The 26,086-nt window shown below is 64.0% G+C and carries 25 protein-coding genes; 13 read left to right on the forward strand and 12 right to left on the reverse strand.

Features of this window, described 5'->3' with window-relative positions; all coding sequences use genetic code 11:
* The first annotated feature begins 247 nt into the window (after window positions 1–247).
* Window positions 248–1,168, forward strand: a complete 921-nt coding sequence (locus CKW40_RS00515; RefSeq protein ID WP_095198010.1) for a bifunctional 5,10-methylenetetrahydrofolate dehydrogenase/5,10-methenyltetrahydrofolate cyclohydrolase — start codon at window positions 248–250, stop codon at window positions 1,166–1,168.
* Window positions 1,169–1,177: 9 nt separating this feature from the next.
* Here CKW40_RS00515 and CKW40_RS42695 read toward each other — a convergent pair whose 3' ends face one another.
* The 6 genes from CKW40_RS42695 to CKW40_RS00550 all read right to left on the reverse strand — a co-directional run bounded on the left by CKW40_RS42695 (window position 1,178) and on the right by CKW40_RS00550 (window position 8,567).
* Window positions 1,178–2,242 carry a hypothetical protein gene (locus CKW40_RS42695; RefSeq protein WP_143748222.1) on the reverse strand — a complete coding sequence of 355 codons (1,065 nt, stop codon included), beginning with the start codon at window positions 2,240–2,242 and terminating at the stop codon, window positions 1,178–1,180.
* Window positions 2,214–3,512, reverse strand: a complete 1,299-nt coding sequence (gene glcF / locus CKW40_RS00525; protein WP_095198012.1) for a glycolate oxidase subunit GlcF — start codon at window positions 3,510–3,512, stop codon at window positions 2,214–2,216. Before glcF ends, CKW40_RS42695 begins: the two co-directional genes overlap by 29 nt.
* A gap of 10 nt (window positions 3,513–3,522) precedes the next feature.
* A complete protein-coding gene (glcE, locus tag CKW40_RS00530; RefSeq protein ID WP_095198013.1) occupies window positions 3,523–4,728 on the reverse strand; it encodes a glycolate oxidase subunit GlcE in 1,206 nt (401 codons plus the stop codon).
* The gene (locus CKW40_RS00535; protein ID WP_095198014.1) at window positions 4,725–5,309 is read right to left on the reverse strand and encodes an ASCH domain-containing protein; all 585 of its coding nucleotides are present in this window, start codon (window positions 5,307–5,309) and stop codon (window positions 4,725–4,727) included. Before CKW40_RS00535 ends, glcE begins: the two co-directional genes overlap by 4 nt.
* A 313-nt stretch (window positions 5,310–5,622) precedes the next feature.
* Window positions 5,623–7,119, reverse strand: a complete 1,497-nt coding sequence (locus CKW40_RS00545) for an FAD-linked oxidase C-terminal domain-containing protein (RefSeq protein WP_095198463.1) — start codon at window positions 7,117–7,119, stop codon at window positions 5,623–5,625.
* A gap of 125 nt (window positions 7,120–7,244) precedes the next feature.
* On the reverse strand, window positions 7,245–8,567 hold the full coding sequence (locus tag CKW40_RS00550; protein ID WP_095198015.1) for a DUF3422 family protein: 1,323 nt from the start codon (window positions 8,565–8,567) through the stop codon (window positions 7,245–7,247).
* Between the two features lie 210 nt (window positions 8,568–8,777).
* Here CKW40_RS00550 and CKW40_RS00555 point away from each other — a divergent pair, with 210 nt between their 5' ends.
* From CKW40_RS00555 to CKW40_RS00565, 3 genes are read left to right on the forward strand one after another with little or no spacing between them, the layout of a single operon-like run.
* Entirely contained in the window at window positions 8,778–9,581 is an 804-nt protein-coding gene (locus tag CKW40_RS00555; RefSeq protein WP_095198016.1) for a FadR/GntR family transcriptional regulator, read from the forward strand.
* A 25-nt stretch (window positions 9,582–9,606) separates the two neighbouring features.
* Window positions 9,607–10,743 carry an alpha-hydroxy acid oxidase gene (locus CKW40_RS00560; protein ID WP_095198017.1) on the forward strand — a complete coding sequence of 379 codons (1,137 nt, stop codon included), beginning with the start codon at window positions 9,607–9,609 and terminating at the stop codon, window positions 10,741–10,743.
* 37 nt (window positions 10,744–10,780) lie between these two features.
* Complete coding sequence (locus CKW40_RS00565; RefSeq protein ID WP_095198018.1) at window positions 10,781–11,548, forward strand: metallophosphoesterase family protein; 768 nt, start codon at window positions 10,781–10,783, stop codon at window positions 11,546–11,548.
* A gap of 38 nt (window positions 11,549–11,586) precedes the next feature.
* On the opposite strand, the gene CKW40_RS45325 is transcribed toward CKW40_RS00565, so the two are convergent.
* Both CKW40_RS45325 and CKW40_RS00575 read right to left on the reverse strand, forming a co-directional pair.
* A complete protein-coding gene (locus tag CKW40_RS45325) occupies window positions 11,587–11,718 on the reverse strand; it encodes a hypothetical protein (protein ID WP_257784452.1) in 132 nt (43 codons plus the stop codon).
* Between the two features lie 451 nt (window positions 11,719–12,169).
* The gene (locus tag CKW40_RS00575; protein WP_095198020.1) at window positions 12,170–12,868 is read right to left on the reverse strand and encodes a type 1 glutamine amidotransferase; all 699 of its coding nucleotides are present in this window, start codon (window positions 12,866–12,868) and stop codon (window positions 12,170–12,172) included.
* A gap of 89 nt (window positions 12,869–12,957) precedes the next feature.
* On the opposite strand from CKW40_RS00575, the gene CKW40_RS00580 reads away from it, so the two are divergent.
* From CKW40_RS00580 to CKW40_RS00605, 5 genes are all read left to right on the forward strand, one after another.
* A complete protein-coding gene (locus tag CKW40_RS00580; protein WP_095198021.1) occupies window positions 12,958–13,605 on the forward strand; it encodes a hypothetical protein in 648 nt (215 codons plus the stop codon).
* 31 nt (window positions 13,606–13,636) lie between these two features.
* On the forward strand, window positions 13,637–14,371 hold the full coding sequence (locus CKW40_RS00585) for a 16S rRNA (uracil(1498)-N(3))-methyltransferase (protein ID WP_095198022.1): 735 nt from the start codon (window positions 13,637–13,639) through the stop codon (window positions 14,369–14,371).
* A gap of 144 nt (window positions 14,372–14,515) precedes the next feature.
* A complete protein-coding gene (locus CKW40_RS00590) occupies window positions 14,516–15,889 on the forward strand; it encodes a glutamate--cysteine ligase (RefSeq protein ID WP_095198464.1) in 1,374 nt (457 codons plus the stop codon).
* Between the two features lie 90 nt (window positions 15,890–15,979).
* Window positions 15,980–17,002, forward strand: coding sequence for a DUF937 domain-containing protein (locus CKW40_RS00595; RefSeq protein ID WP_095198023.1), 1,023 nt, complete (start codon window positions 15,980–15,982; stop codon window positions 17,000–17,002).
* A 243-nt stretch (window positions 17,003–17,245) separates the two neighbouring features.
* Window positions 17,246–17,470 (forward strand): type II toxin-antitoxin system HicB family antitoxin, encoded by a 225-nt coding sequence (locus tag CKW40_RS00605; protein ID WP_095198025.1) that lies wholly within the window; start codon window positions 17,246–17,248, stop codon window positions 17,468–17,470.
* Window positions 17,471–17,612: 142 nt separating this feature from the next.
* Here the strand turns inward: CKW40_RS00605 and CKW40_RS00610 are convergent, their stop codons facing one another.
* Entirely contained in the window at window positions 17,613–17,903 is a 291-nt protein-coding gene (locus tag CKW40_RS00610) for a DUF1127 domain-containing protein (RefSeq protein ID WP_095198026.1), read from the reverse strand.
* Window positions 17,904–18,080: 177 nt separating this feature from the next.
* Between CKW40_RS00610 and CKW40_RS00615 the strand changes: the two genes are divergently transcribed.
* Genes CKW40_RS00615 through CKW40_RS00625 form a run of 3 tightly spaced genes read left to right on the forward strand, consistent with a single transcriptional unit; the run spans window position 18,081 to window position 21,775 of the window.
* On the forward strand, window positions 18,081–19,037 hold the full coding sequence (locus CKW40_RS00615; protein WP_095198027.1) for a LysR substrate-binding domain-containing protein: 957 nt from the start codon (window positions 18,081–18,083) through the stop codon (window positions 19,035–19,037).
* Between the two features lie 51 nt (window positions 19,038–19,088).
* Window positions 19,089–20,654: an exodeoxyribonuclease VII large subunit gene (xseA, locus tag CKW40_RS00620; RefSeq protein WP_095198028.1), complete on the forward strand. Its 1,566-nt coding sequence runs from the start codon at window positions 19,089–19,091 to the stop codon at window positions 20,652–20,654.
* A gap of 2 nt (window positions 20,655–20,656) precedes the next feature.
* Window positions 20,657–21,775, forward strand: a complete 1,119-nt coding sequence (locus CKW40_RS00625) for a DmpA family aminopeptidase (protein ID WP_095198029.1) — start codon at window positions 20,657–20,659, stop codon at window positions 21,773–21,775.
* 61 nt (window positions 21,776–21,836) lie between these two features.
* Here the strand turns inward: CKW40_RS00625 and CKW40_RS00630 are convergent, their stop codons facing one another.
* From CKW40_RS00630 to CKW40_RS00640, 3 genes are all read right to left on the reverse strand, one after another.
* The gene (locus tag CKW40_RS00630; protein ID WP_095198030.1) at window positions 21,837–22,088 is read right to left on the reverse strand and encodes a DUF768 domain-containing protein; all 252 of its coding nucleotides are present in this window, start codon (window positions 22,086–22,088) and stop codon (window positions 21,837–21,839) included.
* 397 nt (window positions 22,089–22,485) lie between these two features.
* Window positions 22,486–23,175, reverse strand: a complete 690-nt coding sequence (locus CKW40_RS00635; RefSeq protein ID WP_095198031.1) for an SDR family NAD(P)-dependent oxidoreductase — start codon at window positions 23,173–23,175, stop codon at window positions 22,486–22,488.
* A 285-nt stretch (window positions 23,176–23,460) separates the two neighbouring features.
* A complete protein-coding gene (locus tag CKW40_RS00640; protein WP_095198032.1) occupies window positions 23,461–24,480 on the reverse strand; it encodes an isopenicillin N synthase family dioxygenase in 1,020 nt (339 codons plus the stop codon).
* 555 nt (window positions 24,481–25,035) lie between these two features.
* On the opposite strand from CKW40_RS00640, the gene CKW40_RS00645 reads away from it, so the two are divergent.
* Window positions 25,036–26,064, forward strand: a complete 1,029-nt coding sequence (locus CKW40_RS00645) for a hypothetical protein (protein WP_095198033.1) — start codon at window positions 25,036–25,038, stop codon at window positions 26,062–26,064.
* The last annotated feature ends 22 nt before the right edge of the window (window positions 26,065–26,086 follow it).

Raw genomic sequence — 26,086 nt, forward strand, 5'->3', positions numbered from 1 at the left:
TTGATCAGGAACTACATCGTTTCCTGAAGTCGGAAGGAATAACGGGGGACGGGCCGTATGGGGATACGGTCGGTCAGAAAGGGCAGCACGGGAAACCGCGCTGCCCTTTCTTTTTGATCGGCGTCCGGTCCTGCGACATGGCCCCGCGTCGTTGCGTCGCGCAGAAGTCATGGCGGTTCGCTTTCATGCTGCCATTTTCGATGGTCTTTTGCTATGTCGGCGCCAACGCAAGAAAAGAGTCCCACCCATGTCCCTGTCCGACGACAGCCGCTATCTCAAGGGCGGCCCGGTTGCCCAGCGCATCATCGCCGCCGTGCGCGAGGATGCGGCGATTGCCAAAGCCGAAGGTTTTCCGCCCAAGCTGATCTCGATCACCGTCGGCGATACCGATGCGGTCGATGTCTATGTCCGCAACCAGCGCGCCAAGGCGCAGCTTGCCGGCATCGATTTCGAGGAACGGCGTTTCCCCGCCACCATCACATCGGGTGAACTGGAAGCGGCCATCCACGGCCTGAACGCCGATCCGCGCGTCACCGGCATCATCATCCAGCGGCCGGTTCCGGCCCACATTTCGGTCAGGACTCTGCAGGCGGCGGTGCATCCGCTCAAGGATGTCGAAGGTATGCACCCGGCCTCGATCGGCAACATCGTCTACAACCAGCTCGACCTGGCGCCCTGCACGGCGGCTGCCTCGGTCGAGTTGTTGAAAGAAACCGGCCTCGACCTCAAGGGGCTGGAAGTCGTCATCGTTGGCCATTCGGAAATCGTCGGCAAGCCGATCGCTTTCCTTTTGATGAGCGAAGGCGCAACGGTGACGGTCTGCCATCATATGACGCGCTCGGTCGCAGCGCACGCACGCCGCGCCGATGCACTGTTCGTCGCCGTCGGCAAGCCGCGGCTGATCAAGGCCGACATGGTCAAGCCCGGTGCCGCCGTCATCGACATCGGTATCAATTCCGAGATCGGTCCGGACGGGGCGAGCCGCATCGTCGGTGACGTCGACACCGAAAGCGTGCGCGAGGTCGCCTCCTGGATCACGCCGGTGCCGGGCGGTGTCGGCCCGATCACAGTGGCGATCCTGCTGCGCAATACGATGGTGGCGCTCAGCCGCCAGCGCGCGCTTTACGAGGCGACCTACGGCACAGCGGACAGGCTGGCGGCGGAGTAACTGCTTCCGTCAGGTGTATTGCGGCACATGGCATGTGAGCCGGGATTCTTCGTCCCAGAAAACATAAAGCATGCCACCGCTGCCCCAGAAGAAGCCGGCCAGTGAATCGAACTGGAGAAGAAATTTCATTTCCCGATTCGTTCCGGGAACCAGTGGAAATTGCGGCCCCTGAACCCATGACGGCAGCCCGCCAAGCCGAAACAGATTTTGCCGTGAATTGCTTACCCCATACGACTGCCTGAGCCAGCGCTGCGGTGTGGGGGCCAGACGGACGGTACTTTCCCTTGTGGCCGGCTCCGATGTGAAATCATAGGCGGAATGGAACGGCGCTATCGGCGTCGGCACGCCAGCTGCGTCATGCGAATAGTAGGTCAGTTCGAGAGAACTCGTACAGGTTTCGATGCGGAGCCTAGGAACAGATATCGTTGGGTCTCCAAAATCGTCCAGCGTAACCAGGTGTGTCAATTTCTGCCGGCAGATCGGGCACGTTGCCGAACCTATGCCGCCGACAGTATGTGGCTGGTAGATGGTTGGCAGGTGCCAGGTCGGGTGATTGCGGTGCGCGGGAAAGGGCGAGTCGCTCGGAGAGCCGCCTTCAAAGACAAAGTGCTGACAAATTGGCGGTGACCGTGGATCGGCATGTTGCTGCCAATCTGCAAAGTCATAACTGGTGGCCAGCACGCCGTCTGGAAATAGTTCAGGTGCCTGCAGCGCAATGTGGGACAACAGGTCGTCGACGTCTCTCCCGCGTTTTGCCTCCCCTTGTAGAAGAAATGCCAGGCGGGCCAGATGAGCCTCGTCGAGAAACGAAACGGCGTCGTTAATCAGGTTGCTTTGGTGAACGTCGGCTTCTACCGCCGCCCTTATGAGCGCAAACAGAAATTCGGATCCGTCCGCGAAATGTCGAGCGACAATTGCATCACATTTGGCATAGCGGCTTTGAAACGTCGTGCGCGATCCATCCGACAGCAGTCGAACGACGGTTTCGATCTCTTCGGACCTTGAGTTGGGCATCTCGGCAGTTCTCGCTGGAAGGTATGCACAATCAAACCAATTTTGGCGGCTCGCCGCCATAGGCCCAGTCCAGCAGCTTGATCGTGTGTACCACCGGCAGCTTCGTAGCGGAGGCGATCTGGGTGATGCAGCCGATATTGCCCGTGGCGACTATCTCCGCGCCGGTCGCCTCGATGTTTTTAACCTTGCGATCGCGCAGCTTTGCCGAAATCTCGGATTGCAGGATGTTGTAGGTGCCGGCCGAGCCGCAGCACAGATGACCCTCGCGCGGCTCGCGCACGATGAAGCCGGCTTTGGCCAGCAACTCCTTCGGCTGGCGGATGATCTTCTGGCCGTGCTGCATCGAGCAGGCCGAGTGATAGGCGACAACCGTGCCCGGCTTGCGCACTGGTTCGGGCAACTCGATGGCCGCGAGATATTCGGTAATGTCCTTGGCCAGCGCCGACACGCGCGCGGCCTTTTCGGCATAGGCCGGATCGAGCCGCAGCATGAAGCCATAGTCCTTGATCGTCGTGCCGCAGCCCGAGGCGGTGATGATGATGGCATCGAGCCCGCCCTGGTCGATGGCCCGCGTCCAGGCATCGACATTCTGCCTTGCCGAAGCAAGTGCGGCCTCTTCGCGCCCCATATGATGGACCAGTGCGCCGCAGCAGCCCTCGCCCGGCGGCACCACGACTTCGACGCCGAGGCGTGTCAGCAGCGAGATCGTCGTGTCGTTGATGGCGGGGTCAAGCACCGACTGCGCGCAGCCGGTGAGGATGGCGACGCGGCCCTTTTTGACCCCCTGCCCGACATGGATGCCCGGCAAGGCCATCGGCGAGGCTGCCGGGATCGAGGCCGGCGCGAGCTTGAGCATCGCGCCAAGCGGTTTTAGGGCCGGGACTTTTTCGAGCAGGCCGATGAAAGGCTTACCCAGCTTTGCCAGTTTCAGCGCGGCGCGGAAGCGCTGGGGATAGGGCAGCACGAAGGCCAGCATGGCGCGGGTCAGCCGGTCGAGCAGCGGCCGCTTGTAGGTTTCCTGGATATGGGCTCGGGCGTGATCAACCAGATGCATGTAGTTGACGCCCGACGGGCAGGTGGTCATGCAGGCCAGGCAAGACAGGCAGCGGTCGATATGGGTGACGATCTCCTTGTCGGCCGGACGGCCGTTCTCCAGCATGTCCTTGATGAGATAAATGCGCCCGCGCGGCGAATCCAACTCGTTGCCCAATGTCACATAGGTCGGGCAAGTGGCGGTGCAGAAGCCGCAATGCACGCATTTGCGCAGGATCTTTTCCGATTCCGCGACATGCGGATCGGCGAGCTGGGCAAGTGAAAAATTGGTCTGCATTGCTGATTTCCTAGGCCATGCGGCCGGGATTGAGGAGGTTCCTCGGGTCGAATTCCTGCTTCAGCCGCTGGCTGAGCGCGGCCAACGCCGGCGGCTGCGGTTCGAAGACAGGCAAAGCGGCGCGATGGGCGGGGGCGGCGCGCACCAGCGTCGCATGGCCGCCGCCATGTTTGCGCAACAGCCCGCGCAGCAGGGCGGCTTCCGGGTCGCCCTCCTCCATGCGCAACCACACCAGTCCGCCCTGCCAGTCGTAGAAGGCGCTGACGGCCGCCTGCATGCGCAAGGTCAGAACCATCTGATGCGCGTGAAAGGGTGCCATCGACACGCGCCAGACCGGTTTCTCGGTGCCGTCGGCGAAAGGCCTGATATCGCGCACATCGCGCCAGATCAGCTGCGAAGCCTCCCCGGCAATCTCCTCCAGCGGCCCCGCCTTGCCGAGCAGCGTCTTCAACGCGGCGATGCGGTACGCAACGGACGGACCAAAACCTTCGACGCGGAGCAGCGTTGCCGCCTCACTTCCGAGCGCACCGCCGGCAACGCGCGCGGCAATGCGTTCGGGCAGATGGGCAGCACTCGACACTTCCGCGCTGGAGCCAAGCGCCAAGGCCATGGCGCTTGCAGCGGCATCGTCGAGCAGTCCACGGATGGCGAGCGTCACCTCGGTCTCGGCTGACGGCAGCACCTTGAAGGTGACGTCGGTGAACACGGCCAGCGTCCCCCAGCTGTTGGCCATCAGCTTCGACATGTCATAGCCGGTGACGTTCTTGACCACGCGGCCGCCCGACTTGAAGGCCTCGCCACGCCCGGACACGACGTTGATGCCGAGGATATGATCGCGCGCCGCCCCCGCCTTCAGCCGGCGCGGACCGGACAGGTTCGCGCCAAGCACGCCGCCGATCGTGCCTTTGCCCGGCTCGCCGCCGAACAACGGGCCGTAATCCATCGGCTCGAAGGCCAGTTGCTGGCCGTTCTCCGCCAGCAGCTTCTCGATCTCGGCCAGTGGCGTGCCAGCCTTTGCCGACAGCACCAGTTCGGCGGGCTCATAAAGCGTGATGCCGGTGAGTTTCGACAGGTCGAGCGTATGTTCCGTCTGCAGCGGCCGGCCGATGCCGCGCTTGGACCCATGGCCAAGGATTTCGAGCGGCGAGCCTTCCGCCACCGCCCAGGCGACGGTCGACAGGACTTCGTCTGACGTGGCCGGGGTGAAAGTCGTCAAAGCCTGTGCTCCCTGAGCTTTTCGAGCACGGCTTCGCCCCTCGGCGACAGCCGGTAACCGACCTCGAGGCTCTCGGTGAGGCCGAGTTCCTTGAGTTTGCGGACATCCTGCTTGAATTTCAGCTTCTCGACGCCGGCCTTGGCCGCGAGGACGGCGGCCGGCACTTCCGGATGGGCGCCGATCGCCTGCAGGATCGACGGGAAGTGGCCTGGCGCAGTCTTGTCCCAGCGGGCAAAGCGTGCGGTCAGGATGTGCCACTCCGCATCGGACAGCGAAGCCTCGCCACGCAGGACCACGCGTTCGTCGGGTTCAATGCCTTTGAGTTCGATGCGATAGACCGGGGTGCCATCATCAGCGCCAAGCATCTCCCGAAGGGCTGCAAGCGTCGGAAAGCCGGCCGCGCTCGCATCCTTTTCGGTCAATGCGGAGATGTCCACGACCGCGATATCGCCGATCAGCACGACGCCCGAGGCCGTCGTCAGCCGCCCGCCGGCCTTGGCCGTCGGCCGCTTCCAGCGGCGAAAGGCGAGCGTCACTTCCTTGCGCGCGATTTTGTCCAGCGAGGATTGTTTGAACAGCACGCTCAGACCTCGGCAGAACTTGGGTTCCTCGCCCCCGCAAAGCGGGGGAGAGGTGGCTCGGGCGAAGCCCGAGACGGAGAGGAGGTGCCAGAGGCAAGTTCGGATACGCCGAGTTCTTTGGCGCCCCCCTCTGTCCTGCCGGACATCTCCCCCACGCGGGGGGAGATTGGCAGTTTCCGCGACCGCGCCCCACTTGCAACGTCAGAGATTGGCGAAGGCCGCGATGACAGCTGATCTCCCCCCTCGTGGGGGAGATGTCCGGCAGGACAGAGGGGGGCGCGACAGGACGCCGGCGTGCGAATTTGTGACCCCATCAAAACCTCGGAATATCCGGAAACGCCACCTGCCCCCGGTGCACGTGCATGCGCCCAAGTTCGGCGCAGCGGCGCAGTTGCGGGAAGACTTTTCCCGGGTTGAGCAGATGGTTGGGGTCGAAGGCGCATTTGACGCGCATTTGCTGGTCGAGGTCGACCTGGTTGAACATTTCCGGCATCAGATCGCGTTTCTCGACCCCGACCCCGTGTTCGCCCGTCAAGACGCCGCCGACCTTGACGCAGAGCCGCAATATGTCGGCGCCAAAACTTTCGGCCTTGTCGAGTTCGCCGGGAACATTGGCATCGTAGAGGATCAGCGGGTGCAGATTGCCGTCGCCGGCGTGGAAGACATTGGCGACGCCGAGACCGTATTTTTCCGACAGCTCGCGCATGCCGGCGAGCACCCGCGGCAGTTCCTTGCGCGGGATGGTGCCGTCCATGCAGTAATAGTCGGGCGAGATGCGGCCAACCGCTGGGAAGGCCGCCTTGCGGCCAGCCCAGAAGCTCAGCCGCTCCTGTTCGGACTGCGAGATGCGGCAGGTGGTCGAGCCGTTGCGGATGGCGATCGCCTCGACCGCGGTGATGAGGTGGTCGACCTCGACGCCGGGACCGTCGAGCTCGACGATCAGCAAAGCCTCGACATCGAGGGGATAGCCGGCGTGGACAAAATCCTCGGCGGCGTGGATCGCCGGCCGGTCCATCATTTCCATGCCGCCCGGGATGATGCCGGCGCCGATGATGTCGGCGACGCACTGGCCGCCCTGCTCGCTGGTCGGAAAGCCGATGAGCAGCGCGCGTGCCGTCTCCGGTTTCTTCAATATGCGGACCGTGACCTCGGTGACGACGCCGAGCAGGCCTTCGGAACCGGTCATGACGCCAAGCAGGTCGTAGCCTTCGGCGTCGAGGTGACTGCCGCCGAGCCGCACCACCTCGCCATTCATCAGCACCATCTCGATGCCGAGCACATTGTTTGCGGTGAGGCCATATTTCAGGCAGTGCACGCCGCCGGAATTCTCCGCGACATTGCCGCCGATCGAGCAGGCGATCTGGGAGGATGGATCGGGGGCGTAGTAGAAGCCCTCCTGCTCGACGGCGATGGTGATGCCGAGATTGGTGACGCCCGGCTGAGCGACGACGATACGATTGGGGAAATCGATCGTAAGAATACGATTGAAACGGCTCATCACCAGCAGCACCGCGTCTTCCAGCGGCAGCGCGCCGCCCGACAGCGAGGTGCCGGAGCCACGCGGCACGACGCGGATGTTGCGGTCGTTGCAGTATTTCAGGACGCGGGAGACCTGCGCCACCGTTTCGGGGAGCACGACGACCAGCGGCAATTGCCGATAGGCGGTCAGCCCATCGCTTTCGAAGGCGCGCATCTGATTGGTCGCGTCGACGACGCCTTCGCCCGGCACGATGATGCGCATGTCGGCAACGATCTCGTCGCGTCGGCGCAGCGTGGCGTCGTCTGGTTTCGGCATGGCCAGGCCGGACATCAGCAGCCTCATTTCGCTTGACTGGTCAATATCTTTTACCAGTGAAGCGCGCTGGTTGCAAATGCCGCGGTGATGCGAGGCTCCCGCGCCGGGCCGGTACAGGCTTCCGCAGCGGCAATCTGCCGCTATTCGCCTGGATGCTTCGCTGGCTCGGAATGCATCCGGCGCACGCGGCGCACGCCCCACCAGACCAGCAGAATGGCGACCGGCACCGAGGCGGCGGTGACGACTTCCGGCGCGAAGGTGTGGCCGAAGATCGAGGCACCCTTGGCGACATAGCCGACGAGGCCGACGACATAATAGGAGACGGCGGCGACCGAGAGGCCTTCGACGGTCTGCTGCAGGCGCAGTTGCAGGCGAGCGCGGTTGTTCATTGAGGCGAGCAGGTCGCGGTTCTGCTTCTCGACCTCGACATCGACCCAGGTGCGCAGCAGCGTCGTGGCGCGGGTCAGTTTGCGCGACAGATTGGCCTGGCGCTCCTCGACCGAGCGGCAGGTGCGCATGGCAGGCGCAACGCGGCGCTGCAAAAACCCACCCCAGGTGTCGTAGCCCGGCACGGCCTCTTCCTCGAGCGCTTCCAGCCGCTCGACGACGATGCCGTCATAGGCGCGGCTGGCGCCGAAGCGGTACAGGCTGGAGGCCGCGTCGGCTTCCAGTTCGGCGGCAAGCTCGGTCAAGTCGGCCAGCAGCGTCTGGCTGTCGCGGGTCTCGGCGACCTTCATTTCCAGCGTGGTCTGCGCCAACCTGTCCTCGATGCGGCGGGCACGGCCGGACAAGGTCAGCGCCAGCGGCAGGCCGAGCATGGCAAGCGTCCGGTAGGTCTCGATGTCGATCAGCCGCTGCGATAGCGCCCCAGTGCGCGCCGGCGTCAGGCCGCGATCGAGCACCAGCATGCGGGTCATCCCGTCGCCGTCCTGGCGGAAATCGGTGACGATGGCCGCATTGCCGCGCTCGACCAGCGAGTAGCACAGGCTGGTCGGATCGAAGCCGGCGATCAGTCTTTCGCTGACCTGTGTCCATTTGCGGATTTCGAGCCTGATGCCGGAAATCACGGTTCCCGGCGGCGAAAACCCGTTGCCGAACGGCGAGTCCTCCTGTGCCCTGCCGCTTTCGGAGAGCGGCCCTTCCCACAGATAGGTCGAGAATTCCGTATGCCGCTCCCAGCGCAGCGAGCCCTTGCCCCATTTCATGGCGTGGTGACGCGCCTGGCGGTCGGGCGCGGCGATGCCGAGGCGCCGCGACAGTTCGGAAAGCACGGCATGGTCGACGCCGGAGCCGCCCTCGGTCATGAAGGCGAGCTGCACCAGGACGCGCGGCTTTTCGATCAGCGGATGCGGCCTTGCATGGACCTCGCCCAGCGCGCCGGGCCGGCCCTCATGCGCGGGGAACCCCATGACGCTGCCCTTGGCGCGCGGCTGGAACTCGAGATTGGACGGGTCGTCTGACACGGCTTGTCCCCCGGGTTTCTTTAGAACCCTCTTGCAGTCGCGTCCCTCTAGAGCCAATAGGCTGACGACGCAAACAGCAAAGTTTAGCCAAAGATGATATTGCGCCGGGCGGCAAACCCAACCCGCCTCGACCAATTGGATAAATAATTTGACCAGTTGACGACGCAGGCTTTATCCTGCGCGACACCGGTTCAATTCCCAGGCACCCTGTTGAGCGACATTTTTTCCAGGATCGAGCATTCGCGCACCGCCGACGAGGTGGTGCAGCAGATCGAGAGCCTCATCCTTGAAGGCGTGCTGCGCACCGGCGACCGGCTGCCAGGCGAGCGCGAACTGGCACGCCAGTTCGATGTGTCGCGGCCGATCCTGCGCGATGCGCTGAAGGCGCTGGAAGGGCGCGGACTGCTGACCACCAAGGCCGGCGGCGGCACGCATGTCGCCGACATTATCGGCCAGCTGTTCACCAAGCCGGTGGCGGACCTGATCTCGATGCATCGCAAGGCGGTGGCCGACTATCTGGAATACCGCCGCGAGATCGAAGGCATAGCCGCCGAATATGCGGCGCGGCGCGCTACCCTGGAGGACCTTGCGCTGCTCGACCGCATCATGGCGCGCATGGACGAGGCGCATCGCACCGGCGATTTCGACGACGAGGCCGAAATCGACGTCGAGTTCCATCAAGCGATCTGCGAATGCGCGCACAACATCCTGCTCTTGCACACGCTGCGCTCCTGCTATCGGCTTTTGTCGGAAGGCGTCTTCCAGAACCGGCTCTTGGTGTTCACCGTCCCCGGCGCGCGCGAGGCCCTGCTGGCGCAGCACAAGGCAATCCACGCCGCGGTCAAGGCCGGCGATCCGGGCGGCGCCCGGCAAGCGGCGATGGACCATATGATTTATGTCGAGCGGTCGATGGCGGAAGCCGAGCGCAGCGGCGACTGGCAACGCGTGTCGCGGCTCAGGCTGCGGCAACGCTCGGAAGCCGGCGACACCGAACCAGCACGCAAACGCTCCTAATCAATACGATCAAGCAGGGACCATCATGAGCGACATTCTCACCATCGCAGACCTCAAGGATCTCGCGCGCCGGCGCGTGCCCAAGATGTTCTTCGACTATGCCGATTCCGGTGCCTGGACCGAGAGCACCTATCGGGCCAACGAGGAAGACTTCCAGAAGATCAAGTTCCGCCAGCGCGTTCTGGTCGACATGAGCAACCGCTCGCTGGAATCGACCATGATCGGCCAGAAAGTGTCTATGCCGGTGGCGTTGGCGCCGACCGGCCTGACCGGCATGCAGCACGCCGATGGCGAGATGCTGGCGGCGCAGGCGGCCGAGGAATTCGGCGTGCCTTTCACCCTGTCGACGATGAGCATCTGCTCGATCGAGGATGTCGCCTCAGTGACGAAGAAGCCGTTCTGGTTCCAGCTCTATGTGCTGCGCGACAAGGATTTCGTGCTCGACCTGATCGACCGGGCGAAGGCGGCGAAATGCTCGGCGCTGGTGCTGACGCTCGACCTGCAGATCCTCGGCCAGCGCCACAAGGACGTGCGCAACGGGCTTTCGGCGCCGCCCAAGATGACATTGGCCAACATCATCGACCTGGCCAGCAAGCCGCGCTGGTGCCTGGGTATAGCCGGCACCAAGCGCCGCACCTTCCGCAACATTGTCGGCCACGCCAAGGGTGTCGGCGATGTCTCTTCGCTGTCGTCCTGGACGACGGAGCAGTTCGATCCGCAGCTGTCGTGGAAGGACGTCGCCTGGATCAAGGAACGCTGGGGCGGCAAGCTGATCCTGAAAGGTATCCTCGACAAGGAAGATGCGCTGATGGCGGCCAAGACCGGCGCCGACGCGATCGTGGTTTCCAACCATGGCGGGCGCCAGCTCGACGGCGCGTCGTCCTCGATCATGGCGCTGGAAGAGATCGCCGATGCGGTCGGCGACAAGATAGAGGTGCATATGGATGGCGGCATCCGCTCCGGCCAGGATGTGCTGAAGGCGCTCTGCCTCGGTGCCAAGGGCACCTATATCGGCCGGCCATTTCTTTACGGACTGGGGGCGCTCGGCAAGGAAGGGGTTACCAAAGCGTTGGAAATCATCCGCAAGGAGATGGACATCACGCTGGCGCTGTGCGGAAAGCGTCTGGTCACCGACATGGGCAAGGATCAGCTCCGCCGCTAGTGTCCCGTGACGGCCTGACCACGGAGACCATGAGGCGTTGGCGGAACCCGGCATCCATTTTCTCGACGCGCGCGGGCCGGAGGGTGTGCGTCTCTATGCAATCGGCGACGTACATGGCCGGCTCGACCTGCTGGCCGCCATGCACCAGCGGATCGAGAGCGAGCTGGAGTGGAAACCGGTTCGCGACTGGCGGGTGATCCATCTCGGCGACTATGTCGACCGCGGGCCGGACTCCAAGGGCGTCATCGATTTCCTGATCGCGGCGCGGGAACGCGATCCGCGCCATCTGATGCTCGCCGGCAACCACGACATCGGCTTTCTCGACTTTCTCAGAACCCCTGACCCGGAAGGGCTTTTCATGCGCTATGGCGGCGTCCAGACGGCGCTGTCCTATGGTGTGTCGCTCACCGCCGACGCCAGCTGGTTCGGCAAAATGGAGACGATGAAGCGCGGACACCAGGCCCTGCTCGAGGCAATGCCGCCAAGCCATGTCGATTTCCTGCGGTCACTGCCATTCTCGATGACGTCAGGCGACTTCTTCTTCTGCCATGCCGGCATCAGGCCGGGCATTCCGCTGGACAAGCAAGATCCGCAGGACCTGATCTGGATCCGCGACGTTTTCCACGATTACACCGGCCTGTTCCCGAAGATCGTGGTGCATGGCCACACACCCGTCCCCGAGGCGGAAGTGATGGCCAACCGCGTCAATGTCGACACGCTCGCCTGGCAATCAGGCATGCTGACCGCCCTCGTCGTCGACGGGGCGGACAAGCGCATCCTGGAAATGGCGATTAAGGGAGCTTGAGCCCCCGCCGCGTCGCAGAATGCGTCGCGCGCGAGATTTCAGCGAAGCGAGGCGGTGACGCCGTAGCCGTCGACGGCGTTGTGGTTGTTGGCGGCATCAGCGGAATAGATGCCGAGACCGCACAGCACGATGGCGGACAACATGGCAAAGGACAGAAGCGCTGCTTTCACGGAGGTCATCTCTTGTTGAGCTTTGTGCATCTGTGCACCGGGCGGTTACCAATGCGTTGAAACGGAGAATTCGCTTCAAAGTTTCGACGATTTCGCGCTTCTAAGCGCGTTCTGTATCGACGGTGTGTCGCACGGGTCACACAAAAGGTTCATCCCGGTTGCACAGCCAATGCAGAGCGCGCGCCTTCTAGGATGGCGGGCGGACACAAGCCAAGGATGAAAGGGGTTTTCCCCAGCCGGTTTCACGGCTGCGTGCCAATTATGCCACGCGGGGGTGGACGCTCAGAGACTGTTTCGAAATTCGCTCTGGCGAGTCATATGGTGGTGGTTTCGAGAACCGGAGCGGAGCGGACATTTGGGTCCGTGAGCTCAGTTCTACTGCGACGCAGTAGAACGGGGAAGCGCAGAAAACGCCATCAGATGGCCGCCAGAGTAGAATTTCCAAACAGTCTCAGATCGTCGCTACCCAGGCGCGGGCTATGGCCAGACCGGCAGCATCGGCGTCGGGGCCGTTGCGGGCCATTTCACCATCGAGCTTGCCGGCCCAGTCGGGATGGCGCGCGGCGATGGTCGGCGCGAAGGAGGAACTCCAGTCCTCCACCATCGGCCGGTCGGCCTCGAAATGGAACTGGAAGCCATAGACGGCGCGGCCGACACGAAAGGCCTGGTTCTCGGCGACATCATTGCCGGCGAGCCGTATGGCGTTTTCCGGCAACACGAACGTGTCGTCGTGCCACTGGAAGATCGGAAATTTTTCCGGCAATGCGCCCAGCACCGGATCGGCCTTGGCATCCGGCGTCAGCGACACGCCGCGCCAGCCGAATTCATTGGCGCCGCCGATGCGGTTCTCGCCGCCGAAGGCGCGGGCGACCAACTGGCTGCCGAGGCAGATGCCGAGCACGGCACGGTCCTTGCCGGCGAAATCGCGGGTCAGTTCGAGCAGTGCCGGAAAATAGGGATACTCATCATCGGCCAGCGCATTCTGGCCACCGCCGAGCACCACCATGGCATCGTGACCGGCAGCGTCCTCCGGCAGCGGATCGCCTTTGTAGGGCAGGCGCACATCGAGATCGGCACCCGCTTCCGCAAGGGCGGCACCAACCTGGCCGAGGCCGGTATTGTCGTAGTTCTGGACCACCAGCACCCGCATTTGCAAAACCCTGCTGACATGAAAATGATGCGACGAGCGATATCATGCCGCCCGCGTTGCAGCCAAGATGTGTATCGCAGGAGAGAACTATGCCACTGCAGAACCGGGTCGATCCGTTCGGCGCCATCCACGCCGTGCCGGAGCGCGGGCTGTTCACCGGCAATCGCGGCATCATCCACGATCCCGCGACCAAGACGCTGCTCAGGAAACGCTGGGCGCTTCAGGCCTGGATCATCTGCGTGTGCCAATTCCGCAATGTGCGGCGCGAGCCGATGGGCAGAAACCGTCCTGGCGGCAAGGCCGGTTGGACCGAGCTGTTTTTCCTCGACGAGGTGACGGCGCTGGCGGCAGGGCACCGCCCCTGCTTCTTTTGCCAGCGCGAACGGGCCAAGGATTTTGTCGGCCGCTTCGGCAAGGCCTTCGCCATTGCCGAGCCGCGCGCACCGCAGGTCGACAAGCGCCTGCACAAGGAGCGGCTGGCTTCGCGTGGCAAACGGCCTGCTGTTGCGATGGACCAGCTGGCCGGCCTGCCGGACGGCGCGGTGATCGCTGCTGGCGGCAACGCCTATGCCTTGCATCAAGGCAAAGCGTTGCGATGGTCCTTCGCCGGATATGGTCAACACGTCGGCCTTGGCCAACTGGAAGACAAGGCGCTTGTGCTGCTGACCCCCGAGACAACGCTTGCCGTCCTGCGGCATGGCTTTCGGCCGGTGTGGCATCCGTCTGCCGAGGCTTGACGCCGGAGGCCGGCTCGCTCATTCCTCAACCATGCGCGCCAACTACAAGATGCAACGTCTGTTCGTGCCTGACGACCTCGGGCCGGATGCCGAGTTCGACGCCGACCAGCAGCAGAGCCATTACCTGCAGCATGTGCTGCGGCTTGGCGAAGGCGCCGAAATCCTGCTGTTCAACGGCCGCGACGGCGAATGGTCGGCGGCCATTGCGGCGAAAACAAAAAGAGCAGTGCGGCTGAAGGTGCTGGCATTGCAGCGGCCGCAACCACCGCTACCCGACCTCATCTATTGTTTCGCGCCGCTGAAGCAGGGGCGGCTCGACTATCTCGTGCAGAAAGCGGTCGAGATGGGCGCCGGCATCCTGCAGCCGGTCATCACCCAGCACACGCAAGTGGCCAAGCCGTCCATCGATCGCCTGCGCGCCAATGTCGTCGAGGCCGCCGAACAATGCGGCATCCTGGCGGTGCCACAGGTGCGCGAGGCGGAAAAGTTCGACCGTCTGCTGACCGGCTGGGACAAGGAGCGGCGGCTGGTCTTCTGCGACGAGGACGCCTCGACCAACAATCCGTTGGCCGCGCTGCAGGCGGTAAAGGAGAAGAAGCTCGCGCTGTTGGTCGGGCCGGAGGGCGGCTTTTCCGACGACGAGCGCAAGATGCTGCGCGCCCTGCCCTTCGTCACCGCCATTCCGCTCGGGCCACGCATCCTGCGCGCCGACACGGCGGCCGTGGCCGCACTTGCGGTGATGCAGGCAACTGTCGGAGACTGGTAGGACGTCATGTCTTGCAAGAGGCCGCCTGGATCGTGGCCTTCAATTCCTCTTGACCTGTGGCTCAGGATTTTTCGCTTGATCGGCTGCTGACATTTCGTCCATTTACCGCCGGCGGCTCCTTCGGCCGCTTTTGAGGGCTTGATCATGGCGCGCGACACAACCGATTTCCGGCCGATCGAAGACATCGACGAACTCGTCGAGCACCTGGCCGAAGGCAACAAACCGCGCGACAAATGGCGCATCGGCACCGAGCACGAGAAGTTCCCCTTCTATGTCGATGGCAACGCGCCCGTGCCCTATGGCGGCGACCGCGGCATCCGCGCCATCCTCGAGGGCATGCAGTCAAAGCTCGGCTGGGACCCGATCATCGATGACGGCCGCATCATCGGCCTGGTCGAGCCGACCGGCCAGGGCGCGATTTCGCTGGAGCCAGGCGGCCAGTTCGAGCTTTCCGGGGCGCCGCTGGAGACGATCCATCAGACCTGCCGCGAGGGCAATGCGCATCTGGCGCAGGTGCGCGAGATCGCCGAGCCGATGGGCATCCGCTTCCTCGGCCTGGGCGGCAGCCCGAAATGGTCGCTGGCCGAGACGCCGAAAATGCCGAAGTCGCGCTATGAGATCATGACGCGCTACATGCCCAAGGTCGGCACAAAGGGCCTCGACATGATGTACCGCACCTGCACGATCCAGGTGAACCTCGACTTCGAGAGCGAGGCCGACATGCGCCGCAAGATGCAGGTGTCGCTGAAGCTGCAGCCGCTGTCGACGGCGTTGTTCGCCAATTCGCCCTTCACCGAGAGCCACCCGAACGGCTTGCAGAGCTGGCGCGGCGACATCTGGCGCGACACCGACAACCAGCGCTCGGGCCTGCTCGAATTCTGCTTCTCGCCCGATTTCGGTTTCGCCGACTATGTCGAATGGGCACTCGACGTGCCAATGTATTTCGTCATTCGCGACGGCCACTATCACGACATGACGCACATCACCTTCCGCCAGTTCATGGCCGGTGCCGCACGCAACGAAGTGCCCGACGGCCTGCCGACGATGGGCGACTGGGCGAACCATTTGTCGACGCTGTTCCCCGATGTGCGGCTGAAGCGTTTCCTCGAAATGCGCGGCGCCGACGGCGGACCGTGGCGGCGCATCTGCGCGCTGCCGGCCTTCTGGGTCGGGCTGCTCTACGATGAGGCAGCACTCGATGCGGCCGAGGCATTGACCGCAAGCTGGACCTACAAGGAAGTGCTGGCCATGCGCAACGCCGTGCCGGAGCTCGGCATTGGCGCACCCTTCCGCAATACCACGCTGCGCGAGATCGCCCGCGACGTGCTGGCCATTTCGCGCACGGGGCTGAAGAACCGCGGCAAGAAGAATCGCGACGGCTACGACGAAACCTCGTTCCTCAACACTTTGGATGAGGTGGTTGCGCGCGGCACGACCAGCGCCGAGGAGATGCTTTCCGCCTACCACACGCGCTGGGGCGGCTCGATCGAGCCGGTGTTCATGGAATACGCCTATTAACCCAGCGCGTTAAGAAGCGGCAAAAGCTGCTTCAATCGAGCGTTGAAACGAATTAGGCTCTCCTACGAGGATTTCCCGGAGGAGAAGCCGATGCCTACCTTGTTCGACATGCTGACGCAGGCGCAGAACGGCAACGGCATGCAGGCGCTTGCCCAGCAATATGGGCTTTCGATGCAGCAGACACAGGCTGCCGTCGCCGCATTGCTGCCGGCCTTTTCGCAGGGGCTGCAACGCAACACCGCCGATCCTTACGGGCTTGGCGCCTTCATGACGGCGATGGCAAGCGGCCAGCACGCCAAGTATTTCGAGGACGCGACCCGCGCCTTCTCGCCGCAAGGCGTCGACGAAGGCAACGGCATTCTGGGACATCTGTTCGGCTCGAAGGACCTGTCGCGCGCCGTCGCCAGCCAGGCGGCGCAAGCGAGCGGCGTCAGCCAGCAGATCCTGCAGCAGATGCTGCCCGCGATCGCCTCGATGGTGATGGGCGGACTGTTCAAGCAGACGACAAATCAGATGCAAGCCGCCGGCGGTTTTGGCGGCGGCAACAATCCGTTGGGCGAGATCATCGAGCAGATGATGCGGCAAGGCGGCGGCATGCAGGCCCCGGCTCCGCAACAGCGCCAGGCGCCGCAGCCGCAGAGCCCGATGGACAATCCGCTCGGCAAGGTCCTGCAGGACATGTTCGGCGGCGGCACGCCGCAACCGCAGAGCCAGCCGCAGCCGGCACCCAACCCCTATGGCGACAATCCGTTGGGCAAGGTGCTGCACGACATGTTCGGTGGCGGTACCCCACAGCCACAAGGCCGGGCACAGCCGCAGCCCCAGCAGACGCAGAGCCCCTATGGCGACAACCCGCTCGGGAAAATCTTCGAGGAGATGTTGCGTGGAGGCGGTGGCTTCGGCACGCCTGGAGGGCAGCCGGCGCCACAACCCCAGGCACCGCAGCAGCGCCAGGCCCCGCAGCCGCAGACCAACCCGAGCGGCCGACCAAGAAACCCGTTCGACGATCTGTTCGGCAAGATGTTCGAGACCGGCGCCCAGCAGCGCGACGACTACCAGAAGGGCGTGGAAACGATCTTCGACCAGTTCAAGCGGGACATGGACCGGCGGTAGGCGACATCCGTGGGTAAAGACTGGAGCAGATGCGCCGCAACCCTCGTGGCGACTGGTCAATAGCGGATGTAAGAGCCGTTTGTGACGAGGCAGGCGTCCAATGCGCGCCGCCAAGATCGGGCGGCTCGCACTACAAGGTCTATCATTCAGCGATGGCCGACATTCTGACGGTGCCTTTCAAACGCCCGATCAAACCCGTATATATCCGGAAACTCGTGGCATTCATCGACGAGGTTAAGGGTCATGATGGACAGACTTGAGTATCCGGTCGTCATCGCACCACTTTCCCTGGAGGACGGTGGTGGATTTTCGGCTTTTGTACCTGATCTGCCGGGTTGCATGAGCGATGGCGACACTCCCGAAGAGGCCATCGCGAACGTCCAAGACGCCATAGCATCCTGGATAGAAGCTGCAAACGACCTTGGGCGAGCGATACCAAAGCCGTCGCAAAAGCTGGCCTTCGCCTGATTCCAAAAGAAAAGCCCGATCCTTGGGAGGACCGGGCAATGTGCAGGCAGGCCGGCGGGGAACCGGCAGGGAGTGGGGAGCCTGCATAATCCTTGGTCGCGCTGAACCCTGAAAAGGTTCAATGCGGCCGAAAATCAGCCGATCAGGCCACCTTGCGGGCGATGTCCTCGACCGTTTCCACACGATCGCTGGCGATTTCGCGCAGGATCGCCGTCGGGTCGCGGCCGAACGGCACGTCGATGGCGACATGCAGGTCGGCGCGCGTCAGGCCGATATCGGCGAGTTCAGCGTCCGACATCTCGCCAAGGCGGTAGAAGGCGCGACGGTTTTTCCAGGCGCGGTAGAAATTGAAGACGGTATTGGCCACGCGCATCGCAACGGCCGGACGCGAGGTGATGCGCGAGGTCTCGGTGGCGAAATCGATCGTGGTCATGGCAGTCTCCTTCGGAGTCGAGCGGACGAAACCAAGCAACAGACGCTGGCGACAGCGACCGTTTCGGCTTCGATTCACATGCCTTCATGTGGATGTCAGCAATTTGCCATCGACCGATTGATTAATCCAACGAATGTTTTTAATCTTTAGCATCAACACCAGTGATGGATCACGCCGATGAAAGCGCCGCTCGATCTCGATCAGTTGCAGACCTTCATCTCGATTGCCGATACCGGCAGCTTCACGCGAGCAGCCGAAGAGGTGCTCCGCACCCAATCGGCGGTTTCGATGCAGATGCGCCGGCTGGAGGAGCGGATAGGCAAGCCGCTGTTCGAGAAGGAGGGGCGCACCAACAAACTGACCGAGGAAGGCGACAAGCTGCTCTCCTACGCAAGGCGGCTGCTCTACCTCAACCGCGAAACGCTGGCCGCCTTCGACGACCAGCGGCTCGAAGGCACGATCCGCATCGGCACGCCGGACGACTATGCCGACCGTTTCCTGCCCGAGATCATGGCACGCTTCACACGCTCCAACCCGCGCGTCGAACTGACAGTCATCTGCGAGCCGACGCCGGGGCTGGTCGAGCACATCAAGCGCGGCAATCTCGACCTGGCGCTGGTGACGCACAATGATGTGCGCGGCCAGTCGGAAGTGGTGCGGCGCGAGCCGCTGCTGTGGGTCACCTCGGCCAACCATGCGACGCATGAACAGGAAACGCTGCCGATGGCCTTTGGCCGGCCGAATTGCATCTGGCGGCGCGCCGCCGTCGATGTGCTGGACCAGCAGAACCGCGACTACCGCATCCTGTTCACCAGCTTTTCGGCGACCGTCATCACCGCCGCGGTTCTGTCAGGCCTGGCGATCTCGGTGCTGCCGGAATGCGCGCTCAGGCCGGGCATGCGGGTGCTGGGTGAGGCCGACGGCTTCGGCACCCTGCCCGACTGCCGCATCGGCATCATGCGCGGCCAGACTTCGCGGCCGGAAATCGTCGATGCACTCGCCCGCCATATTTCGGAGAGCCTGGACAACATCTCGGTGCCGCTCGTCGAAGAGACCGGGACGTTCGATTTCGCGGCACTTGCCTATGCCAAGATCAGGCGGACCAAGGCGAACCAGATCCTGCCTGGCTGGTAGGAAGGATCGTGGCGCCTTGACGTGGGGCGCCAACCAGCCCCCAATCGGCCGATGAGCGAAGCAGCATCCGAATCACGCACCAACGCCACCGAATATACGGTGAGCGAGATTTCCGGCGCGCTGAAGCGCACGGTCGAGGATGTGTTCGGCAATGTGCGGGTGCGCGGCGAAATCTCGGGCTATCGCGGGCCACACTCCTCCGGCCACGCCTATTTCGCGCTGAAGGACGACCGCGCCCGGCTCGACGCCGTGGTGTGGAAAGGCACGATGAGCCGGCTGAAATTCCGTCCCGAGGAAGGGATGGAGGTGATCGCCACCGGCAAGCTCACCACCTATCCCGGCAAGTCCAACTACCAGATCGTCATCGACAATCTCGAGCCCGCCGGCGCCGGGGCGCTGATGGCGCTGCTTGAGGAGCGCAAGCGCCGGCTGCAGGCGGAAGGACTTTTCGATGCCGGCCGCAAACGCCGGCTGCCCTTCATGCCGCGCGTCATCGGCGTCGTCACCTCGCCGACCGGGTCCGTCATCCGCGACATCATCCACCGCATCAAGGACCGCTTTCCGCTGCATGTGCTGGTCTGGCCTGTGCGCGTGCAGGGCGAGACATCGGGCGTGGAAGTGACCAACGCCGTCAACGGCTTCAACGCGCTGACCTGGGATGGTTCCATCCAACGCCCCGACCTGTTGATCGTGGCGCGCGGCGGCGGCAGCCTGGAGGACCTCTGGGGCTTCAATGACGAGGCGCTGGCCCGCGCCGTCGCCGCCTCCGGCATTCCGGTGATCTCGGCGGTCGGCCACGAAACCGACTGGACGCTGATCGACCTCGTCGCGGATGTGCGGGCGCCGACGCCCACGGGTGCGGCCGAAATCGCCGTGCCGGTGAAGGCCGACCTTGAAGCGACGCTGGCCAGCCTTGGGGCGCGGCTCAAGGCAGCCATCTCACGCAATTTCGAGCGCAAGCGGCAGGCCGCGCGTGCGGCGGCGCGCGCACTGCCCTCGCCCGATCAATTGCTGGCGCTGCCGCGCCGGCGCCTCGACGAAGCGACATCGAGGCTCGGCCGCGGCCTGTCCGTCAGCGTCGATCGCAAGCGGGCGCGTCTCCAGGGCCAAAGGCTGACGCCGGCGACGCTGTCGCGGCGCATCAACGAGGCGCGCACGCTGACCGGGCGTGACCTTGCCCGGGCGCAGGCGGCATTCTTCGCCATTGTGCGCGAACGGCGCGCCCGCTTTGCGCGCACCGCGACGCGGTTGTCGCCGGCGCCGATCGCGCGCCGGCAAAAGCTGCAAGGGGACGCCCTGGCGGCGCTCGCCAGGCGGCAGGACCGGGTCATTTCACTGCGGCTTGAGCGCCTGCGCGGCCAGTTGAGCCAGGCCGAGCGCCTGTTGACCACGCTTTCGCACAAGGCCGTCCTCGCGCGCGGCTTTGCGCTGGTGAAGGATGCCGACGGCACCGTCATCAAGCAGGCGGCCGACGTGGCATCGGGGATGGAGCTGTCGCTGGAGTTCGCCGACGGCATGGCGGATGCCGTGGCCACCAGTGGTGCGGCGCGACCAAAACCGGCTGCCAGGCCGGCGGCCAAGGCGAAAGAGCCCGGCAATCAGGGATCGCTGTTCTGACCATGACCGACAATCCGCACCATCTGGCAACGCCCAGCGGCAAGCCGCGCGCGCGAAGCTTCGGCATCGGCTTCGACGGAACGCCCGGGCCGTTCAACGCAATCACAGACGTGTCCGGCGTCGCGGTCGGTTATGCGACGCTGATTTCAGGCGATGGCGCGCTCGTCGTCGGCAAGGGGCCGGTGCGCACCGGTGTCACGGCGATCCTGCCCAGACCGCTAGCCGACCTGGCTACACCGGTCTTCGCGGGCATTTTCAGCCAGAACGGCAATGGCGAGCTGACCGGCTCGCATATCATCGAGGAAACCGGCGCTTTCAACTTCCCGATCACGATCACCAACACGCATTCCTGCGGCGTTTCGCGTGACGGCACGCTGCGCTGGATGAATCAGGCGCTGCCGGCCGCACTCGACAGCGCCTGGGGCCTGCCGGTGGCGGCCGAGACCTATGACGGGTTTCTCAACGACATAAACGGTCACCATCTGACATGGGAGCATGTTGGCGAAGCGCTAGATGGCGCTGCCGGCGGCCCGATCGAGGAAGGCAGCGTCGGCGGCGGCACCGGCATGATCACCTTCGGCTTCAAGGCCGGTTCGGGCACGGCGTCGCGCATCGTCGCATGGCAGGGACATTCCTACACGGTTGGCGCCTTCGTGCAGTCGAATTTCGGCAAGCGGCGCAATTTTGCGCTTCGTGGCCTGCGCGCCGGGCCGGAACTCGTGGAGCCGGCGGTCCGCGAAGGCACGCCACGCGCCGAAAAGGGCTCGATCATTGCCGTTGTCGCCACCGACGCGCCGTTCCTGCCGCACCAGATGAAGCGGCTGGCCCGGCGCGTGCCACTCGGCGTCGCCATGACCGGCGGCTTCGGCTATCACAGCTCGGGCGACATCTTTCTCGCCTTCTCGACAGCCAATCCTGCCGCCGCACTGGCGCCGTCGGGCCGGATCGCCAAGGCCGATTTCGTTCCCGATACAGACATCGATCCGTTTTTCGATGCCGTGATCCAGGCGGTCGAGGAATCGATCCTCAACGCCCTGACCGCCAATGACGACATGACCGGACGCGACGGCAATTTCGTGCCGGCACTGCCGAAGGCATGGTTGAAAGAAAAGTTTGGCTGAGGGCTGAGACGAAAACGCGGGCCGAACAGCCCGCGCATTCAGACAGAATGGCCGTTAAAATCTATTCCGCGGCCTTGTTGGCCGCCTGCTGGTGCTCGTCGGCCTCAGCGGCTTCCTCCAGCCGGGAAGCAATGAGTTCCTGGATGTCGCCGACCTCTTCCTGGATGTCCTCCAGCGGGATGCCGACCTCGGCCGCCTTGGCGGCGCATTCCCTCGCCAATGTCTCGGCCTGCTTGTCGATCCTGGCCTGGGACTGGCAATGGACCTTTTCGCCGATCCATCCCCGCAAGAACTCGATCGCGTGTTCACTCATACTGCTGTTCCCTGGCGGCAAAGCCGGTTGGTAATCATAAACGTCGGCATCCCGCAAAGGATGCATCCTGCCATTCCAGCCGAGTCGCGGCCGCCCGGCAAGTCAATGCCGTCCAAGGTCCACAGAGCCGAAGGAAGTCGAGGGGTTAAGAACATTTTCTGATTCTGAAGGACTGTACCGTTGGCGGGATTTGGCCCGCTCCGAGCAATTGCTTCTACCTGTTACGGCTTTCAGTCCGTTTCTTAATCTCAATGGCTGTCGCTACAGCCGCCTTTTGACGTTGCGCCTCGAGGCGCAAGCCAGCGAAGCCGCCGCTATATAGTGATATCCTCATCCAATGTCGACTCCTCCCAACGGTGCCCACAGCTTGCACCAAAGTCGCACCCCGCGCACCCCATCAGAAGGTCTCGACCCAAGGCCTGAGCTCCATTTCCCAGGTCCAGGCGCTGCGGTGCTGGCGATGGATGGAGAGATAGGCCTCGGCGATCGCGTCCGGTGACAGCCGGCGATCCTGCGGCCCGGATTCCTGTGCGGACGCGGCCGAGGCGATGGCGCCGTCGATGATGAAATGCGCGACGTGGACGTTCTTCGGCGCCAGTTCGCGAGCCATGGACTGCGCCAGTCCGCGCAGGCCGAATTTGGGCATCGCAAAACCGGCCGAGCCGGCGAAGCCCTTCACGCTTGCCGTCGCGCCGGTGAAGAGAATCGAACCCGAACCCAGAGCCACCAGCCGGCGAGCCGCCTGCTGGCCGACCAGGAACCCGCCATAGGCGCCAACCAGCAAAGCCTGCCGGACCGCCTCGGGACCGAGTTCGGCTATCGGTCCACGGGCGCGTCCGCTGGCGTTGAAAACCACCAGCGAGAGCGGACCGGCCTTGTCGGCGACATCGAACAGGTGCTCCACCGACACGGGATCGGAGACATCCGTTGCGACCGCCTGCGCGCCGGTCTCAGCCTGCAATGCACCGAGCTTCTCAATGTTGCGGGCGGCCAGAACGACGCTGAACCCTTCCTTCGCGAGGAGGCGCGCCAGCGAGGCGCTCAAGCCGGAGCCCGCACCGGCGATGACGGCGACATTGGATGTCATGAGATTCCCTCCTTCTTTCCGATGGCAGGCGAACGAGTTATGGCGGAGCTTGCCGGATCAGCACGGCGGCGGCAACGCGACGGCACCAAGAAAAAGGCCGGGCGCGAAAACGGCCCGGCCAAAAAGAAGGTCAAAACCTTCAGAGGGGAACACCGCCCGGCGAAATGGGAGGAAAACACCGAACGGATTTTTCTCTTTTGGACCGATTCTCGGCCAGATACGACGAACGGTTTTCTAAAGATCGGCCAGAATGGCGAAAATCCTGTCCTTTCTTGGCCAGCAAACTCAGCCAACCCGGCTTTCCCCCGCAAGCAGATCCGCATAATGGCGCCGCGCGACGTCGGGATGCGAGCGCAGCCGGCTTTTCAGCACATTGGTTCCGACATCGCGAAACAGCGGATTGTCCGGGTCGCTGGCCGGCCCGCGCGCCTGAGCCGCCAGTTCCTCGGAAAGGCCAAGCAGCGGTATCGTCGCATCGAGCCTGGCGCTGAAGAAGAATGGCACGGAAATACGCTCGACGCCGGCGGGCGGCGTCAACACGCGATGCACGGTCGCGCGCAGATAACCGTTGGAGGCCAGTTCGAGCAATTCGCCGATGTTGACGACGAGCGTACCAGGAATGGGGTCTACATCGACCCAGGTTCCATCATAGTCGACTTGCAGCCCCTTATTGTCATCCTGGAGCAGCAGCGTCAGGAAACCGCCATCCTTGTGCGCGCCGACACCCTGGTCGCCGCCGGTCGCATCGCGGCCGGGGTAGCGCACGATCTTCATGCGATGGTTGGGCTCGCTGCTGTAGATCGGGTCGAAAGCATCCTCCGGCTGATCGAGCGACAGGGCGAAGGCCTTCAGCAGCCGGATCGCCACGGCCGTCACCTTGCCCTGCCAGGCAAGCAGCGCCGGTTTGAGATCCGGCAGCGCCGCGGGCCACTGGTTCGGTCTCTGCAGCCGTGTCCAGGCGGGAATCCCCGGCCCTTGCGCGATTGCCTGGCGTTCGACGCCGATGTCGAGCTGTTCGCGCCAGTCCTCCTTGCCCTTGGTCAGTTCGCCGCCGGCACGCGTATAGCCGCGAAACTGCGAGGACTTGACCATTTCGATCGCCAGCTTGTCGGCCTCAGGCAAGGCGAAGAACCGGCGCGATGCGGTGAGCACCTCGCTGATCTCCGCCCAGGAGATGCCATGCCCGGCCAGATAGAAGAAGCCGATGTCGCGCGAAGCGGAGCGCAAGTCCGCCAGAAATGTCCGGCGCTCCGACGCGCCCTGCTCAAGACGGCTCAGATCGAGCACAGGCACTATTCTTGGCATATCAAGCTCCTTTCCCAGTGCTTTCCGGGGCGTTGCTTGAAACGACCATCCGGAAACCCAGCCGATTGAACATGGAGGCACTTCTGCGCGACCGTAGCCGCCATCAACGCGCGCAAGTCTCATCGACTTCGGATTGCCGGGAAAGAAACGATCGGCCTTTCGTCGCGGCCGCGACGAACAATTTTTCCATTCGCGCGGGGGACTTGATGATGATGGCTGCCCGTTCAGGAAATACGCAAGTTCGGAGCGGAAGCTGCGGCGCGTCCCGCCCAAGCTTTTAATCCAGGTATTTCGCAACCATCGGAATGATCGGCCGCGCACAACGGCAATCTGGGCCGAAAGCAAACTCTATTAAAATTGATGTTAAATAATATATTTATTATTACTATAGCTACGCACAAAATATTTCACCTGAATAGTCACTTATATTGACGACCACCTTTGAGCTACCCGGTCCTGCCGACTTGAGAGCCATCGTACCAGGGCAGACACTCCCGACCGGCGTTAATCGCTTTGGTCCCCAGAGGGGCCGATCGCTCAAGAGGAGATCTCGAGATGGACGGCTATGACGAATCGATGTTCGACGACCTAGCCTTTGATGAAGCGGAAGGCCCCGCCGACAGCTACGACGAATTCGACGAAATGGACGAGGGCGACGGCTTCGACGGCGCCGATGAGGGCGACGAAGGCGACGAGTATGACGCCGGCGACGAGTACGAGGCATCGGCCTTCGACGATATGGACGCCGGCGATGAATTCGACGAGGGCGACGAGTTCGACGAAGGCGACGATTTCGACGAAGGCGACGACGACGGCTGGGACCAGGCCCTCGGCTTCGCGCTTGCCGCTGAAGACAGCGACGAGTTCTTCCGTCGCATTGCCCGCGGCATCCGTGGTGCCGTACGCACCGTGCGCCGCGCCGCGCCCACCATCGGTCGTATTGCCCGCGCCGTGGCACCGGTCGCCAGCCTCATTCCCGGCGTTGGCACGGCCATAGGCGGCGTTGCCAATGTCGTCGGCCAGTTGATGGCGGACGAGGCTTCCGAGGACGAGGCGCTCGACGCCTTCGCCGAACTCGCGGTGCGCAACCGCGCCGCTATCCCGCTGGTCGCCGGGCTTGCCGCCCGCCGCGTGCTTGGACCTGCTGCCGCGCGCATGCCGGCGGCAGCGCGCGTGCAGGCGGTGCGAACCGTGCGCCGCGCCGCGACCCAGCTCGTCAACCGCGGCGGGCCGGCCGCGATCCGCGCCCTGCCGCGCATCGCCAACAGTGTGCGCCGCACGGCGGTCACCCGCCGCACGCCACCTTCGGTGCGGCCGATGGTGCTGGCACGCACGGCGCGCCGCGTCGCGGCACGCGGGCATGGGCTGCGCCGGCAGCTGACACAGCCCCTGCAGAGGGGGCGGCGGATCGTGCGCCGCACGGCCGCGGCAGTCCGCTCCGGCATGGCGCCGGCACGCAACCTGGCGCGCGCCGCCGGTCGGGCGCTTGGCGGCCTGGCGGGTGTTCCGGGCGGTTATGGTGGCGGGCGCAGACGGCGTATCGTCATCCGTGGTCCGGTCAGCATCACCATCCGGCCCAACTGAAACCCTGTCGGTGCAAGAAGAA

This window comes from Mesorhizobium carmichaelinearum, from assembly GCF_900199455.1.
GTDB lineage: Bacteria > Pseudomonadota > Alphaproteobacteria > Rhizobiales > Rhizobiaceae > Mesorhizobium > Mesorhizobium carmichaelinearum.

Excerpts from the sequence above, each read along its gene's own strand:
- glcF (WP_095198012.1), bottom strand. The coding sequence starts at position 3,512 with ATGCAGACCAATTTTTCACTTGCCCAGCTCGCCGATCCGCATGTCGCG.
- CKW40_RS00545 (WP_095198463.1), bottom strand. The coding sequence starts at position 7,119 with ATGTCCGGCCTGGCCATGCCGAAACCAGACGACGCCACGCTGCGCCGA.
- CKW40_RS00580 (WP_095198021.1), top strand. The coding sequence starts at position 12,958 with ATGCCACTGCAGAACCGGGTCGATCCGTTCGGCGCCATCCACGCCGTG.
- CKW40_RS42695 (WP_143748222.1), bottom strand. The coding sequence starts at position 2,242 with ATGGCGGCGAGCCGCCAAAATTGGTTTGATTGTGCATACCTTCCAGCG.
- xseA (WP_095198028.1), top strand. The coding sequence starts at position 19,089 with ATGAGCGAAGCAGCATCCGAATCACGCACCAACGCCACCGAATATACG.
- CKW40_RS00610 (WP_095198026.1), bottom strand. The coding sequence starts at position 17,903 with ATGACCACGATCGATTTCGCCACCGAGACCTCGCGCATCACCTCGCGT.
- CKW40_RS00595 (WP_095198023.1), top strand. The coding sequence starts at position 15,980 with ATGCCTACCTTGTTCGACATGCTGACGCAGGCGCAGAACGGCAACGGC.
- CKW40_RS00560 (WP_095198017.1), top strand. The coding sequence starts at position 9,607 with ATGAGCGACATTCTCACCATCGCAGACCTCAAGGATCTCGCGCGCCGG.
- CKW40_RS00615 (WP_095198027.1), top strand. The coding sequence starts at position 18,081 with ATGAAAGCGCCGCTCGATCTCGATCAGTTGCAGACCTTCATCTCGATT.
- CKW40_RS00605 (WP_095198025.1), top strand. The coding sequence starts at position 17,246 with ATGATGGACAGACTTGAGTATCCGGTCGTCATCGCACCACTTTCCCTG.
- CKW40_RS00625 (WP_095198029.1), top strand. The coding sequence starts at position 20,657 with ATGACCGACAATCCGCACCATCTGGCAACGCCCAGCGGCAAGCCGCGC.
- CKW40_RS00630 (WP_095198030.1), bottom strand. The coding sequence starts at position 22,088 with ATGAGTGAACACGCGATCGAGTTCTTGCGGGGATGGATCGGCGAAAAG.
- CKW40_RS00575 (WP_095198020.1), bottom strand. The coding sequence starts at position 12,868 with ATGCGGGTGCTGGTGGTCCAGAACTACGACAATACCGGCCTCGGCCAG.
- CKW40_RS00515 (WP_095198010.1), top strand. The coding sequence starts at position 248 with ATGTCCCTGTCCGACGACAGCCGCTATCTCAAGGGCGGCCCGGTTGCC.
- CKW40_RS00645 (WP_095198033.1), top strand. The coding sequence starts at position 25,036 with ATGGACGGCTATGACGAATCGATGTTCGACGACCTAGCCTTTGATGAA.
- CKW40_RS00585 (WP_095198022.1), top strand. The coding sequence starts at position 13,637 with ATGCGCGCCAACTACAAGATGCAACGTCTGTTCGTGCCTGACGACCTC.
- CKW40_RS00640 (WP_095198032.1), bottom strand. The coding sequence starts at position 24,480 with ATGCCAAGAATAGTGCCTGTGCTCGATCTGAGCCGTCTTGAGCAGGGC.
- CKW40_RS00635 (WP_095198031.1), bottom strand. The coding sequence starts at position 23,175 with ATGACATCCAATGTCGCCGTCATCGCCGGTGCGGGCTCCGGCTTGAGC.
- CKW40_RS00590 (WP_095198464.1), top strand. The coding sequence starts at position 14,516 with ATGGCGCGCGACACAACCGATTTCCGGCCGATCGAAGACATCGACGAA.